Below are 13,265 nucleotides of genomic sequence, written 5' to 3' on the forward strand. Positions count from 1 at the left end.
CAGCCCGCCACCCTGCGCGTACCTCATGACCGTGGTGTACCGCGACGATCACGACCTGTCAGCACCCCACGACATCACGCATTACAAGTCAGTAGTGGAACCGTGACTGCCAGAGGGGCCGAGGCGGCGACTGGGTGAAAGGGCAGCACTACACGGGTGCCGCACATAGCCCGTGGTCAACGCTGTAAAGGGTGCTGACGACCGCATCGACATGCTGGCGCCTTTCCCGGAAGCCGAGACCTGCATGCTGCACGCTACCGCGAGGGCGTTGGCGCGATCTTTGGCCGGTGGCCTGCCCGGGCTGGGGTCGAGCATGGGCAGGGGGCCATACGCTGGCCGCGAATCGGGCTGGCTCCTGCCTGCCCGCAACAAGCCCGATCGGCCCCCTGGTCTTGCTCGACGTCGGGTCCCGGACCGGGGAGGTGGCTAAAGATCGTGTCAGCGCCCGTCCCCACCGCGGTTCTGACCTCATGCCCTCGGCCTACCTATGTGGGCGCGCGGCGGCGGACGGCCGTGCCGAGCGGGACGGAGGCAGGAGCGTGGGCGCGGCCGGACGCGGGCCGCGCGCCCGGCGGAGCGTGAGCGACGCCGGGTGCCTTGATGAGGTAGAGAAATCTGTAACAGGGCTGGTCAGGGGGACGCTGGAGCTACGCGTCGAAGTCGTATTCGAGGATGTATGCGGCAGAGTCCAAGGTCATCTCGTTGACCTCGACCGGGCGTCCCTCATCGGCGAACGCGGTACGGCAGATCAAGATGACGGGCATGCCCATAGACAGGCCGAGTCGGGTTGCCTCGTCCTGTGCCGGCATCCGGCAGCGGATCTCTTCGCGGAAGTGCACGGGCTTGTGGCCGAGCTCTGCAAGCCGCGCGTAGGTGCCGCCAGGGCCGGTGTCTTCCTGGGTGATGGCCGACCCCGCCACGAGGTCCGCCGGAAGGTACGAGGTCGACAGCAGGACGGGCTTCCCGTCCAGTACGAAGCGGCGGCTGCGCACACACACTGCCTCGCCCGCCGGTACGTCGAGCACGCCGGCGATGTGTTCCGGGGCGGGTTCCTCGGTCACGGCGACCTGGTCCACGACCAGCTCGCGGTCGCCGATGTCGGCGGACCAGATCGAGCGGCCCGATCCCCACTGCTCCTGTGCCAGGCGCTGGATGCCGCGGCGTCGCAGTGGCCGAAAGTCGCGTACGAAGACGCCCGCTCCCTTTCGGGACTCAGCGATGCCTTCGTTCTGCAGGACGCCCAAGGCCTGTCGCGCCGTCATGCGGGCGACGCCATGGACGGCCATGAGCTCATTTTCGCCCGGCAGTCGATCACCAGGGCCGTACTCACCTGCCCTTATTGCATCCTTCAGCGTGTCGGCGATCCGCTGGTACTTCGGGCGGCGGTTGGTGCCCTCGGTGGTCATGAGCGATCCCTCCTTCCTCTCTAGACAGCCTAGCGGCTAGCTGCTCGCGCGCCTCCCCGCGAGATGGATCCAGACAACGTCTCTAGACACGTTGACATGTATAGAGACGTTGGCTTCACTGGAGACATCTCTAGACAGGTTGCTCGCCCGGAGCGGCCTCACGAACAGGGAGACGCATTCATGCCGTCGTTCAAGATCGACCTTTCGTCCGCCGTGGTGTTCGTCGCGACTGCGCCTACCCCGAAGCTGGTGAGCAAGCAGACCGGGGAGGTCGCCATCGACCGGGAGACCCGTGCGCAACTGATGACCATCGGGCTGCTGATCTCCGATGAGGGTGAGGGGAACCTGTACCAGGTGGCCGTGCCCGAGACCGGGATCGACGCGACGCTGACGCCGGGAACTGCGGTGTCGGTGATCGGGCTCAAGGCCCGTGATTGGGAGAACACGTTCAACGGCCAGATCCGGCACGGGATCTCGTTTCGCGCTGTGGCGGTGACTTCGCTGGTGCCGGCCGCCGCTTCGAACGGTCAGGGCTGATCACCATGAAGGGGATCGTGCTCCTGGGCCTGCTGCTGGTCTTAGCCTTCGGCCTCGCCTATGCCCGTAGCCGGTTCCCGGCGGTGTTCTGGCTGTTGGTCGGCCTGCCGCTGGCCTGGGGCCGGTTCGTGATCACCTACGGCTCCACCATGGACGCCTGCGGGCTGACGGTCACGCCGTCCCGGCTGCGGGCCTTCGTCATCCGTACCGTGGGCCGCCGCGAGGTGCGGCCCATACCGCCGAAGATTCGCCGGATCACCGGCTCCCTGACCGGCATGCGCGTGCGACTGCGGCTCCCGCCCGGCCTGGAACCTGATGACGTGGCGGCGGCGTCGAACCGGCTCCGCCATGCCTGGGGTGTCCACGCGGTACACGTGGTGGAGATCAAGCCCGGCGTGGTCGAGTTGCGGATGACCGGCTACGACGTCCTGCGCACCGTGCGCATGCCCCGCCACCTTCCGTCCGGCCCCATGGTCGTGCCAGTAGCACTGCGGGAGGACGGCACCGCGTTCGTCCGCAACTACCGCGAGATCCCGCACGCCCTGACACTGGGTGCGAATCAGTCGGGCAAGTCGATGTATCAGCGCAACCTGATCAAGCAACTCGCCAAACTCCCGGTGGCCCTGGTGGGGATCGACTGCAAGCGCGGTGTGGAACAGACCCCGTATGCCCCGCGCCTGTCGGCCCTGGCCACCGACCCGGAACAAGCTGCCGGCCTCCTCGATGCCCTCGTGGGCGAGATGGAGGCCCGGTTCGACCTGCTCAAGGACTACCAGGGCACCGCGCTGTCGACGCCGGACGAGGAGATCACCTCCGACATCTGGGGCCTGCCGGAGAAGGTGCGGCCGGTGCCGATCGTGGTCCTGGTCGACGAGGTCGCGGAGCTGTTCCTGACCGCGACGAGGAAGGACGAGGAACGCCGGGACCGCATGGTGACCCAGTTGATCCGGCTGGCGCAGATGGCCCGCGCGGTTGGCATCTACCTGGAGATCTGCGGGCAGCGCTTCGGCGCCGAACTCGGCAAGGGCGCCACCATGCTCCGCGCACAGCTCACCGGCCGCGTGGTCCACCGCGTCAACGACAAGCAGACCGCCGAAATGGGCCTGGGCGACATCTCACCCGAAGCCATGCACGCCGCAACCTCCATCGCCCCCGAGCGGGCCGGAGTGGCAGTAGCGGGTGACGCCTCCGGCGGCTGGGCCCACATCCGCACTCCACTGATCTCGATCACCGAGACGGCCGCGGTCTGCCGGGCCCACGCTCATCTGGTCCCCGACCTCCCCGGCCTGGACGCCTTCCGGCCGGATGTCCCGGCCGTACTGGCTCCGGCTGACGCGGTGCCGCTGACCCGGCCCCGCCCGGTCACCGAGTAACACCCTCGCCCCCACGGTCGGCGTCGCCGTCTTCGCGCCAGGTCCCTACCCCGCCCATGCCACGACACCTAGGAGGTGAATGACCGTGCGTCTGCCGTTCCGCGTCGATGCTGTCCTGGTTCAGGCCCTGATCGCTGCCGCGTTGTCCTTCGCCCATCTGCACGACATCGCCGAAGCCGCCGGCCAACACGGCTGGAAAGCCTGGGCCTACCCCATCTCCGTCGACCTGCTCCTGGTCGCCGCCTGGCGACGACTGCGCACCGGCACTACTCGGGCTCTGGCCTGGGTCTGGTTCCTGATCGCCCTGGTCGCCTCCCTCGGCGCGAACATCGCCACCGCCGGCCTGCTCGACCTCGGCCACACCCCGGCCTGGCTGCGCGTCCTGGTCGCCGGATGGCCCGCCCTGGCCTTCCTCGGCGGCACCCTCCTCGCCCACACGGCCAAGCCCCATCCGGTCCCGGCCGCTGCCGAGTCGGACGCTCCTGTGCTGGCGGACACCGCACCGGACCCGGGTCCGGCCTCGGGGGCTGCGCCGGTCGCCGCCCCCGCCGACGTTCCGGCCTTGCCTGCCGTGGCTCCCGCTCCGGCTTCGCATGTTCCGTCGGCGCTGGTGGATCACGCCCGGAAGGTCGCCGACGCCCACCGCGCCGCCACCGGCAACGACATCGACACCGCCACCCTGCGCGCCCGACTCGGCGTCCCGCCCGCCCTTGCCGACGCGATCGCCGCCCAACTCACCTGACAGGAGGAACCCGATGCGCCCGCACATCCGCGCCGCCCTGGAACGCTCCGCCGAACTCACCCGCGCCAACCGCCTCGTCGAAGGCATGCGCATGGGCGAGGCCGCGATCAACCAGGCCACCGACGACGAACACCCCGAGATCCGGCAGTGGCTCACCGACCACGCCGGCGACTTCACCGGAGAGGAGGACTGACGATGCCGCGCCCGAACCGCTTCTACGACGTGATCCGCATCGGCCCCGTCAAGGTCGCCAGCTACCACGACGGCCGCGGACACACCCGCCACACCGCCGCCTGCACCGCCCCCGGCTGCGGCTTCTCCACCGACTACCGCGACCGCTCCGGCGCCGAACTCGCCGCCCGCACCCACCGCTGCAACCCCTGACCACAGAAGGAGGGAAACCCTCATGCTCCGCCCCAAGATCCCGACCAACCCCACCGCCACCGGCATCGTCACCCCGCCGACAACGACCAGCGGCGCCGTGGAGCCCCAGCACACCGCCCCGGCGCCGGTCCCGGTGGCCTCGTCTCGGCCCGCGGTGCAGCTCACCCCCGGCGCCCTGATCACCGTCGTGGCGGGCGGCACCGCCGCGGTCCTGGTGGTGGGTGCGGTGCTGGTCTCGCTGCTCCTGGCCGTCGCCGTCACCGCCGCATCCGTCGCAGTCTGCGCCGTCGTCCTGCGCTCCCTGCTCAACGGCCAGTACAAGCGTTGACCGGCCGCCGGGCGACGCACAAGCCGCCAAGCATCGCCGCCGCCCGGACGGTCCGGCCCCTTCCAACCCAGTCGAAAGGAAGCCCCATCATGCCCCAGCACAACCCCAACCGACGGCCGGTCTGCCGGCACTGCGACGGCTTCCCCGTCGTCGCCATCACCACCGGCACCCGCCTGCCGGACGGCACCCGCGCCACCCTCCGCGTTGCCTGCCCGGCCTGCCGCGGCACCGGCCACACCACCCCCGCCGGCGTCCTGGCCCGGACGGGGAGGTGACCGGCTTGACCGACGCCGCCACCATGGCGGGCCTGGACCCGGCCACCCTGCGCGATCTGCTGCGGGTGGCCGGGTCGGACGGCTTCGACCGCTGGCAAGACCAGATCCGCCGCACCGGCGGCTGCGCAGATCCCATCCACCTGACCGGCTACACCAAGACCCTCGACCGGGCTACCGGCCACGTCCTCCACGCGTACTCCACCGACACCGAGCCTGGCGGACGGCTCCGGGTGGCCTGCGGCAACCGCCGCGCTTCCCGCTGCCCCTCGTGTGCCTGGACCTACGCGGGCGACACCTACCACCTCATCCGCGCGGGCCTTGTCGGCGACCCCGCCAAGGGCACCCCCGAGACGGTGCGGGTTCATCCGAAGGTGTTCGCTACCCTCACCGCACCCTCTTTCGGCCCTGTCCACAACCGCCCGACCTCGGGAAGCTGCCGGTGCGGCACGGCCCACGGCGAGGACGACCCCGCGTTAGGTACGCCGCTGAACCCGGACAGCTACGACTACGCGGGTGCGGTGCTGTGGAACAACCACGCCTCCGACCTGTGGCGGTACTTCACCATCTACCTCCGCCGGGAGATCGCCGCCCGCGCCGGCCTCACCCAGAAAGCCGCCCGCGAACAGTGCCGGGTCTCCTTCGGCAAGGTCGCCGAATACCAGCGCCGCGGTGCCGTCCACTTCCATGCCGTCGTCCGCTTCGACGGCCCGGACGGACCCGACACGGCGCCCCCGCCCTGGGCGACGCTCGACCTGCTCACCGAAGCCATTCGCGCCGCCGCACGCCGCGTCGCCGTTCCCATCCCTGCCGCCGGTGACCAGCCCGCCCGCACCCTCACATGGGGCACCCAGCTCGACGTCCAGCCCATCCGCTCTGCTGACGCGGGCACGGATGGGGAGCTGACCGAACAAGCCGTTGCCTCCTACGTGGCCAAGTACGCCACCAAAGCCGCCGAAACGACGGGGACCGTTGACCGGCGGGTCGGCAACCGGGAAGTCCTCGTACTCCTGGGCGTCCCGCCTCACCCGCGGCGGCTGATCGAAGCCTGCTTCGACCTTCACAAGCTCTACCCGGACCGCAAGCTCCTCGACTGGGCCCACATGCTCGGCTTCCGCGGCCACTTCTCCACCAAATCCCGCCGCTACTCCACCACCCTCGGCGCCCTTCGGCAGGTCCGCGCCGACTACCGAGCCGCCCAGCAACGCGTCGCCCTCGGCCTGCCCGACCCCGACGACTCCCCGGAGGCGACCACGCTCGTCCTCGCCCACTGGGCCTACGCCGGACAGGGCCACACCCCCGGCGAGTCCTGGTTGGCTGGCTCGATCGCCCGGGAGATCCGCCAGAACCGAGAGCTCGCCCGGGACGCCCACGCTGAGCTGCCCGACTTCGACGATTCGGAGGTGTGGGCATGAAGCGCCCCCTGCCTGAGCGCTACCTGACCCCGGTCGACCTGGCAGACCTTCTCGGCGTCCCTGTCGAGACCGTTTATCAGTGGCGCCGCAAGCACACCGGACCGCGTGGCTTCCGTGTCGGCCGTCACCTCCGCTTCGACCCTGAGGACGTCCGCGTCTGGGTCGAGTCCCAGATGGAGAGGGCTGCCTGATGGCCGGACACGTCCAAGATCGCTGGTTCAAGGTCGAGGCTGGGCCCGATGGCAAGCCGGTCAAGGTCAAGACCGACCGCTTCGGCCTGGGTCTGCGGTACCGCGCCCGCTATGTCGCCCCAGACGGCACGGAGAAGTCCAAGAGCTTCCCGGACCGGAAGAAGCGTGAGGCTGAGCAGTGGCTGATCCACATCGAGGCCGACATGTCGCGCGGCCAGTACATCGACCCTGGTGCAGCTCGGATCACCTTCCGCCAGTACGCCGAGCGCTGGTTGGAGACCCGAACATCTAGTCCGACCACGCGGACAGAGCTGGGCCGCCGTCTCCGCCTCCATGCGTATCCGGTGATCGGTTCTCGCTCGGTCGGGACGTTTCGGCCGGAGCACATCCGGCACCTGCTGTCCGTGTTGGAGACGAAGCCTGGAATCAGTTCCTCGTACGCGCGTTCTATCTATGCCGACGTGCGGGCGGTGTTGTCGGCGGCTGTTGATGACACGCTGCTGGTCCGGAACCCATGCAGTGCGAAATCGGTCCGGGCACCCAGGGCTGATGCTTCCCGGGTGGTGCCGTGGACCCCTGATCAGGTGCGGGGCGTAAGGACTGCTCTTGAGGAGCGCTACCGTGCTGTAGTCGATGCCGCGGCTGGGTGCGGACTGCGCCAGGGAGAAGTGTTCGGGCTCGCTGAGGGCGCGCTGGACTTCGTGGGCCGGACCTTGCACGTGGTGCGGCAGATCAAGCACGTGGAGGGCAAGCCTGTGTTTGCCCTGCCGAAGTGCGAGAAGGAGCGCGATGTGCCGCTGCCCGACTCCGTGGCGTACGCCTTGAAGGCGCACATGGACCTCTGCAAGCCGGTTGAGGTGTCCTTGCCATGGGGCTCTCCGGAAGGCCCGAAGGTGACCGCCCGCCTGCTGTTCACCAACCCCGGCGGGGGCATCGTGTGGCGGAGTAACTTCAACGCCCACGACTGGAAGCCCGCTCTCGCCTCGATTGGCCTAATCCCGGAGGCGGAGGAAGGGAAGCGCTACGTCTCCGCCCGTGAACACGGCATGCACGCTCTCCGTCACTTCTACGCCTCTGTTCTCCTGGACTCCGGAGAGAGCGTGAAGGCCGTGAGTGAGTACATGGGACACGCTGACCCGGCGATGACCCTTCGCGTGTACGCGCACCTGATGCCCAACAGCCGCGAGCGATCCCGGCGGGCCGTTGACCGAGTCCTTGGGCCGCCTGACGTTGAAGATCACGGCCCCTAGACGGCCCAGTCGTCCACCCTTGGCCCCTGGTTCTGCTTCCGATGCAGACCAGGGGCCTTCGCGTACCCGGAAACCTCTGGACTTCCTCAACTTTGCTTTCGGCCGCGGAGGGCGGGGGCATCACCGTCGCACAACGGAAAGCACGGAAAGCGGGGGTGGGAACGATGGGGGCCTTGGTGATTTTGCTGATCGTCGGGGGGATAGTGGCACTCGCCGCCCTGACGGCGAAGAGCGGCAACCGGGGGCACCGGCGGCGCTCGTACAGTTCCTCCCGGAGCAGCAGCTGGTGGGCGGCGGACTCGGGCTCCTCCGACGGGGGAGGCGGCGGCCACCACGGGGGAGGCCACCACTCCTGCGGCGGGGGCAGCTCGTGCGGCGGGGGGAGCTCGTGCGGCGGGGGCGGCTGCGGCGGCGGAAGCTGACGATACGAAATTGCGTATTGCCCGTGCCGAATCGCATATGCGCCCGGCGGGTTACTCACCCGTCGGGCGCATTTGTAGTGAACACCTGAACCCGTCGGGTGCCCTTGGGGATGTAAAGGGGGTGGAGATGGGTAAAAACGCTGAAGGCGACGCGCCTTTCATGATTGCGTATTCACCGACCCCTCGTGGGCACGAGCCGACGGACGTTCTCCCCCACAGGCGCGGGTCGGCGCGTCTTCTCCCCCCATGCCCGTGACCCTCCCTCGCTTGCTCGCGATGTGCCTGCGGAGCCGACTTCATGCTCACCACGCTTCAGACCGCCTATACCGACACCCGCGCCGGGGACCTGGCCTGGTGTCTGGGGAAGGACGAACTGCCGGCGCTCGCCGTCCTCGACCGCGAACTCCCGGGTGCCGGCCTCGGCGCCGCCCCGCCCGCGGCACCCCGGGTGCAGGTCCAACTGCGGCTGCTCGGCGCCTCCCACCAGGTCATCCTGGACTCGCCGCGCGGCCGCTGCTCGGAGACCGTCGCCTGCATGCCGGGCAGCAGCACACCGCTGCCGTTCGGGGTGGCCCGGCGGATCGCGGGCTGGGACTACGAGTTCGCGGCACGGATCGAGACGCTTTCGCGGGGGTCCTTCGCCGGACGGGCGCAGGAGCTGCTCGCCCTGGTGGCCGATCACCCCAATGGCCTGGCGGGGACGTTCCCGGGTGATCCGCACGCCTTCACCGCGATGCTCGTGCAGTACCGCGGGGGCAGCGTGCTGTGGCGCACATGGCACGCGTACCCCCAGGAAGGCCGCCTGGTGGCGACCCGTTCGAGCCTGAGCGCGCAGCCGTGAGCGCGGTGGTACGGCCCTCGCCGCAGCGGCGTCAACGCGCCGCCAAGTGCCACGAATCGCACCCTTGCGGGTGACGTGGACCGCCACATCCCTCACATAGCGTGCAGTCATGATCGACCAGTCCGCCTCCCGTACGGCCCGGGCCGCCCCGCGCGTCCTGCGGCTGCGGCTCCCCGTCCCGGTGGCCGCGGCCAGGGCGCTGGTCCTGGCCGCGGTCTTCGTCTGCGCCGCGTGCGGCCTGGTGTACGAACTCGAACTGGTCGCCCTCGCCTCGTACCTGGTCGGTGACTCCGTCACCCAGGCGTCGATCGTGCTGTCCGTGATGGTCTTCGCCATGGGCGTCGGCTCGCTGCTCGCCAAACGGCTCAGCTGCGCGCCGGCCGTCGGCTTCGCGGCCGTCGAGATCACGCTGGCGCTGGTCGGCGGGCTGTCGGTCATGGCGCTGTACGCGAGCTTCGCCTGGTTCGGCCAGTCCCGGCCCGCGACGGTGGCCTTCGCCTTCGCCATCGGTGTGCTCATCGGCGCCGAGGTGCCGCTGCTGATGACGCTGATCCAGCGGATCCGGCGGCAGGACGCGGGCTGTGCCGTGGCCGACCTCTTCGCGGCGGACTACGTGGGCGCGCTGGTCGGCGGGCTCGCCTTCCCCTTCCTCCTGCTGCCCTGCTACGGGCAGCTGACCGGGGCGCTCGTCACGGGCGCGGTCAACGCCGTCGCGGGCGGCGCCATCGTGCTCTGGCTCTTCCGCAGTGACGTCACGCCGCGCGCCCGGGTCTGGCTGCTCATCGCCAACCTCGCGGTGCTCGCGGTGCTCGCGGGCGCGGCCTGGGCCTCCGGTCCCTTCGAGCGGGCCGCCCGGCAGGCGGTGTACGGCGGCGACGTACGGCTCGCCGAGCAGACCGCCGTCCAGGAGGTCGTGCTGACCGGGGCGCCGCTCCAGCTCTTCCTGGACGGACGGCTGAGGGTGCGCGGGCGGGACGAGTACCGCTACCACGAGGCACTGGTGCACCCCGCCATGGCCGGACGGCATCGCCGGGTGCTGATCCTCGGCGGCGGTGACGGGCTCGCCCTGCGCGAGGTGCTGCGCTACCGGAAGGTCGGCTCGGTGACCCTCGTCGACCCGGACGCCGAACTCGTCGCCCTCGCGCGGGACGACCGCGAACTGGCCCGGCTCAACCGGCACGCGTACCGCGACCCGCGGGTCCGGGTGGTCACCGCGGACGCCTTCGACTGGCTGCGGCGGCGGCAGGGGCGGCCGCCGCCGGCGCGCGACGGGTACGACGTCGTGCTGGCCGACCTCCCCGACCCGGGGATCTCGCGCAGCGCGAAGCTGTACTCGCAGGAGTTCTACGGGCTCGCCGAGCGCGCGCTCGCCCCCGGCGGGCGGCTCGCGGTGCACGCGGGGGCGCCGGGCGCCGCGCGCCGCGGCTTCTGGACGGTCGACGCGACGGTACGGGCGACCGGGCTGCGCACCGCCGACTACTGGATCGGCCCCGGCCGCCGGGGCGGCGACTGGGGTTTCGTCCTCGCCGCCCGGCAGCACGCCCCGGCGCTGCACCTCGCCGCCGACGCCCCGCGGCTGCGGTCCCTGTCCCCCGCCGTCCTCGCCGCGGCGGCCCGGCGCGCGGCGGCGGCCCCGTTGCGCGGCCTGCCCCCGTCGACGCTGATGCGTCCGCGCTCCGGGTGAGGGCGAACCGGCGCCGAATCCGCACCGAAGCGCCGTCCGGCGGATTAGGCTCACGGCATGGAGCCGCATGAGGTGTTCGTTCCGTTTCCGGCCGAAACCATTCGCCGGGCCCTCGCCGACCTGGAGCGCGTGGCCCGCTGCGTGCCGGGCCTCCAGCGCGACGCCGGTGCCGAGGAGGGGCTGGCCGGCCGACTGAGGCTGCGGATCGGCGGCTCGACCATCACCTACCGCGGCACGCTGCGGCTGGTTCCGCGCGGCGCGGGGCTGACCGCGGAGGGCGAGGCGGTCGAGGCGCGCGGCGCGGGCACGGTGAAGCTGGCGCTGGAGGTCGGTGTGGACGCCGTCTCGGGCGGCACGCTGCTGACCTTCACCGGCGCCGTGCAGGCCGACGGCCGGCTCGCGGAGTACGAGGACGAGGCCGTCACCGCGGCAGGCCACCGCCTGCTGGACCGTTTCGTCGACGCGCTCACCTCCGACCTCGAGGAGGAGGCCCCCGCCGCGGTGCCCGAGCCGGCCGCCGAGGACGCCGGCGACCTCGACGACCTCACCGACGATCTGCCCGCGCAGCTCGACGAGTTCGCCGGGCACGACGTCGAGGAACTGCGGGAGCCGCAGGAACTCCCCGACCTGGACGGTGTGGAGGCCGTGGAGGGCATGGCGGACATCGGCGAGGTGCTGCCCGGGGAGGACGCGCTGCCCGAGGTCCCCGAGAACCCCGCCGGCATCGACCTGCCCGCCGAGGCGGCGCACGCCCGCCGGACCCTGATCGGCCGCAGCGCCGAGGAGGTCGACCACGCCCCGCCGCGCGGCCGGTACGCCCCGGTGCCCGCGCCGCAGAGCGGTGCCGCGACCGCCTCGCTGCGCCGGTACGCGCCCGCCGCGGCGGCGCTGCTGCTGTCGGCCGTGGTCGCGGGGCGAGTGCTGCGGCGGCGCAGGCGCTCGTTCCCGTAGGGTCTGTGCCGTGGCCACGGATGAGACCCCTGACGGGCGAGACGACGAGCACGCAGTCCAACTCGAAGCCGGACCGGCACGGCTGACGATCCTTCCGGATCTCGGCTGCCGCGTCGGCTCGCTGACCGTCGGCGGCGTGGAGCTGCTGCGGCAGGGCCCGAACTTCGGGTCCTTCCCGATGGTGCCGTGGTGCGGGCGCACCCGGGACGGGCAGTTCCGCAACGGCGGTGTGCTGCACCAGATGCCGCGCGACGCCGGGCCGCACGCCATCCACGGCACCGGCCGGCATGTCGCCTGGCAGGCCGCGCCCGGTGCCACCGGCACCAGCGCCTGCTTCTACTACGACCTTTCCGAGCCCTGGCCGTACAAGGGCCGGGTCAGCCAGCGCTTCGAGCTGGCCGAGGACCACCTCGACCTCACGATGAGCGTGGAGACCACCGGCGACTCCTTCCCGGCCCAGGCCGGCTGGCATCCCTGGTTCCTGCGCAACCTCGGCCAGGGCGGGCAGGACGCCCTGATCGACTTCACCCCGGGCTGGATGGAGGAGCGCGGCGACGACCACCTCCCCACCGGCCGCCGGGTGGACCCCAAGCCCCGCCCCTGGGACGACTGCTTCGGCATGCCCGACGGTGTGGACGTCACCCTGACGTGGCCCGGCGAGCTGCGGCTGCGGGTCACCAGCCCCAGTGCATGGGTGGTGGTCTACGACGAACAGCCGCCGGCGATCTGCGTGGAGCCGCAGTCCGGTCCCCCGAACGGGTTGAACACCGCGCCGCGTCTGGTCACCCCGATCGAGCCGCTGGAGATGCGCGCGACCTGGGCCTGGGAGCGGCTCGGCTAGGCTCGTGGCCATGAGCGACGCGCGTGATGCCCTGCTGCAGCAGATCAAGGACAAGGCCGTGGTCCACGGCAAGGTGACCCTCTCCTCGGGTCTCGAGGCCGACTACTACATCGACCTGCGCCGGATCACGCTGGACGCCGAGGCCGCCCCGCTGGTCGGGCAGGTCATGCTCGACACCACCGCCGACCTGGACTTCGACGCCGTCGGCGGGCTCACCCTCGGCGCCGACCCGGTCGCCACCTCGATGCTGCACGCCGCCGCGGCCCGCGGCCGCAAGCTGGACGCCTTCGTCGTCCGCAAGGCGCAGAAGGCGCACGGCATGCAGCGCCGCATCGAGGGGCCCGACATCAAGGGCCGCCGGGTGCTCGTCGTCGAGGACACCTCGACCACGGGCGGCTCGCCGCTGACCGCGGTGGAGGCGGCGCGTGAGGCCGGCGCCGAGGTCGTGGCCGTCGCCGTGATCGTCGAGCGCGGTGCCGCTCCGGCCATCGCGGAGGCCGGTCTTCCGTACTACCGCGCCTTCGGCCTGGACGATCTCGAACTGGCCTGATGCCGGTCCTACCAGGGCTTTTCCTCAGGGGTGGAGGGTTTCACGTGAAACCCTCCACCCCTGAGGTATGTCCGTGGT

The 13,265-nt window shown here is 71.1% G+C and carries 16 protein-coding genes; 15 read left to right on the plus strand and 1 reads right to left on the minus strand.

From position 1 onward, the window contains the following. Positions 1 to 647: 647 nt before the first annotated feature. On the minus strand, positions 648 to 1,406 hold the full coding sequence (locus ACWDAS_RS04300) for a GntR family transcriptional regulator (protein ID WP_450387297.1): 759 nt from the start codon (positions 1,404 to 1,406) through the stop codon (positions 648 to 650). Positions 1,407 to 1,586: 180 nt separating this feature from the next. Between ACWDAS_RS04300 and ACWDAS_RS04305 the strand changes: the two genes are divergently transcribed. The 15 genes from ACWDAS_RS04305 (at position 1,587) to pyrE (ending at position 13,187) form a co-directional block, all read left to right on the plus strand. After that, the gene (locus tag ACWDAS_RS04305) at positions 1,587 to 1,943 is read left to right on the plus strand and encodes an SCO3933 family regulatory protein (protein ID WP_450387298.1); all 357 of its coding nucleotides are present in this window, start codon (positions 1,587 to 1,589) and stop codon (positions 1,941 to 1,943) included. A 5-nt stretch (positions 1,944 to 1,948) separates the two neighbouring features. Then, on the plus strand, positions 1,949 to 3,316 hold the full coding sequence (locus ACWDAS_RS04310) for an FtsK/SpoIIIE domain-containing protein (protein ID WP_450387299.1): 1,368 nt from the start codon (positions 1,949 to 1,951) through the stop codon (positions 3,314 to 3,316). 79 nt (positions 3,317 to 3,395) lie between these two features. Further along, the gene (locus ACWDAS_RS04315; protein WP_450387300.1) at positions 3,396 to 4,058 is read left to right on the plus strand and encodes a DUF2637 domain-containing protein; all 663 of its coding nucleotides are present in this window, start codon (positions 3,396 to 3,398) and stop codon (positions 4,056 to 4,058) included. Positions 4,059 to 4,071: 13 nt separating this feature from the next. Continuing rightward, positions 4,072 to 4,251: a hypothetical protein gene (locus tag ACWDAS_RS04320; RefSeq protein WP_450387301.1), complete on the plus strand. Its 180-nt coding sequence runs from the start codon at positions 4,072 to 4,074 to the stop codon at positions 4,249 to 4,251. 2 nt (positions 4,252 to 4,253) lie between these two features. Continuing rightward, the gene (locus ACWDAS_RS04325; protein WP_450387302.1) at positions 4,254 to 4,442 is read left to right on the plus strand and encodes a mobile element transfer protein; all 189 of its coding nucleotides are present in this window, start codon (positions 4,254 to 4,256) and stop codon (positions 4,440 to 4,442) included. A gap of 22 nt (positions 4,443 to 4,464) precedes the next feature. Continuing rightward, a complete protein-coding gene (locus tag ACWDAS_RS04330; RefSeq protein ID WP_450387303.1) occupies positions 4,465 to 4,770 on the plus strand; it encodes a SpdD-like protein in 306 nt (101 codons plus the stop codon). A gap of 89 nt (positions 4,771 to 4,859) precedes the next feature. Further along, complete coding sequence (locus ACWDAS_RS04335; RefSeq protein WP_450387304.1) at positions 4,860 to 5,045, plus strand: hypothetical protein; 186 nt, start codon at positions 4,860 to 4,862, stop codon at positions 5,043 to 5,045. A gap of 5 nt (positions 5,046 to 5,050) precedes the next feature. Continuing rightward, positions 5,051 to 6,457 (plus strand): replication initiator protein RepSA, encoded by a 1,407-nt coding sequence (repSA, locus tag ACWDAS_RS04340; RefSeq protein WP_450387305.1) that lies wholly within the window; start codon positions 5,051 to 5,053, stop codon positions 6,455 to 6,457. Next, positions 6,454 to 6,648 carry a helix-turn-helix domain-containing protein gene (locus tag ACWDAS_RS04345; RefSeq protein WP_450387306.1) on the plus strand — a complete coding sequence of 65 codons (195 nt, stop codon included), beginning with the start codon at positions 6,454 to 6,456 and terminating at the stop codon, positions 6,646 to 6,648. The genes repSA and ACWDAS_RS04345 overlap by 4 nt, the downstream gene beginning before the upstream one ends. Beyond that, positions 6,648 to 7,898, plus strand: a complete 1,251-nt coding sequence (locus ACWDAS_RS04350; protein ID WP_450387307.1) for a tyrosine-type recombinase/integrase — start codon at positions 6,648 to 6,650, stop codon at positions 7,896 to 7,898. Before ACWDAS_RS04345 ends, ACWDAS_RS04350 begins: the two co-directional genes overlap by 1 nt. Positions 7,899 to 8,618: 720 nt before the next feature. Then, positions 8,619 to 9,161: a DUF2617 family protein gene (locus ACWDAS_RS04355; protein ID WP_450387308.1), complete on the plus strand. Its 543-nt coding sequence runs from the start codon at positions 8,619 to 8,621 to the stop codon at positions 9,159 to 9,161. A 109-nt stretch (positions 9,162 to 9,270) separates the two neighbouring features. Further along, the gene (locus ACWDAS_RS04360; RefSeq protein ID WP_450387309.1) at positions 9,271 to 10,845 is read left to right on the plus strand and encodes a polyamine aminopropyltransferase; all 1,575 of its coding nucleotides are present in this window, start codon (positions 9,271 to 9,273) and stop codon (positions 10,843 to 10,845) included. Positions 10,846 to 10,902: 57 nt separating this feature from the next. After that, positions 10,903 to 11,796, plus strand: a complete 894-nt coding sequence (locus ACWDAS_RS04365) for an SRPBCC domain-containing protein (RefSeq protein ID WP_450387310.1) — start codon at positions 10,903 to 10,905, stop codon at positions 11,794 to 11,796. 10 nt (positions 11,797 to 11,806) lie between these two features. Beyond that, positions 11,807 to 12,637, plus strand: coding sequence for an aldose epimerase family protein (locus ACWDAS_RS04370; RefSeq protein WP_450387311.1), 831 nt, complete (start codon positions 11,807 to 11,809; stop codon positions 12,635 to 12,637). A gap of 10 nt (positions 12,638 to 12,647) precedes the next feature. Next, positions 12,648 to 13,187, plus strand: a complete 540-nt coding sequence (pyrE, locus tag ACWDAS_RS04375) for an orotate phosphoribosyltransferase (protein ID WP_450387312.1) — start codon at positions 12,648 to 12,650, stop codon at positions 13,185 to 13,187. Positions 13,188 to 13,265: the final 78 nt, after the last annotated feature.

The sequence above is a fragment of the Streptomyces sp. NPDC001070 genome (assembly GCF_053598835.1).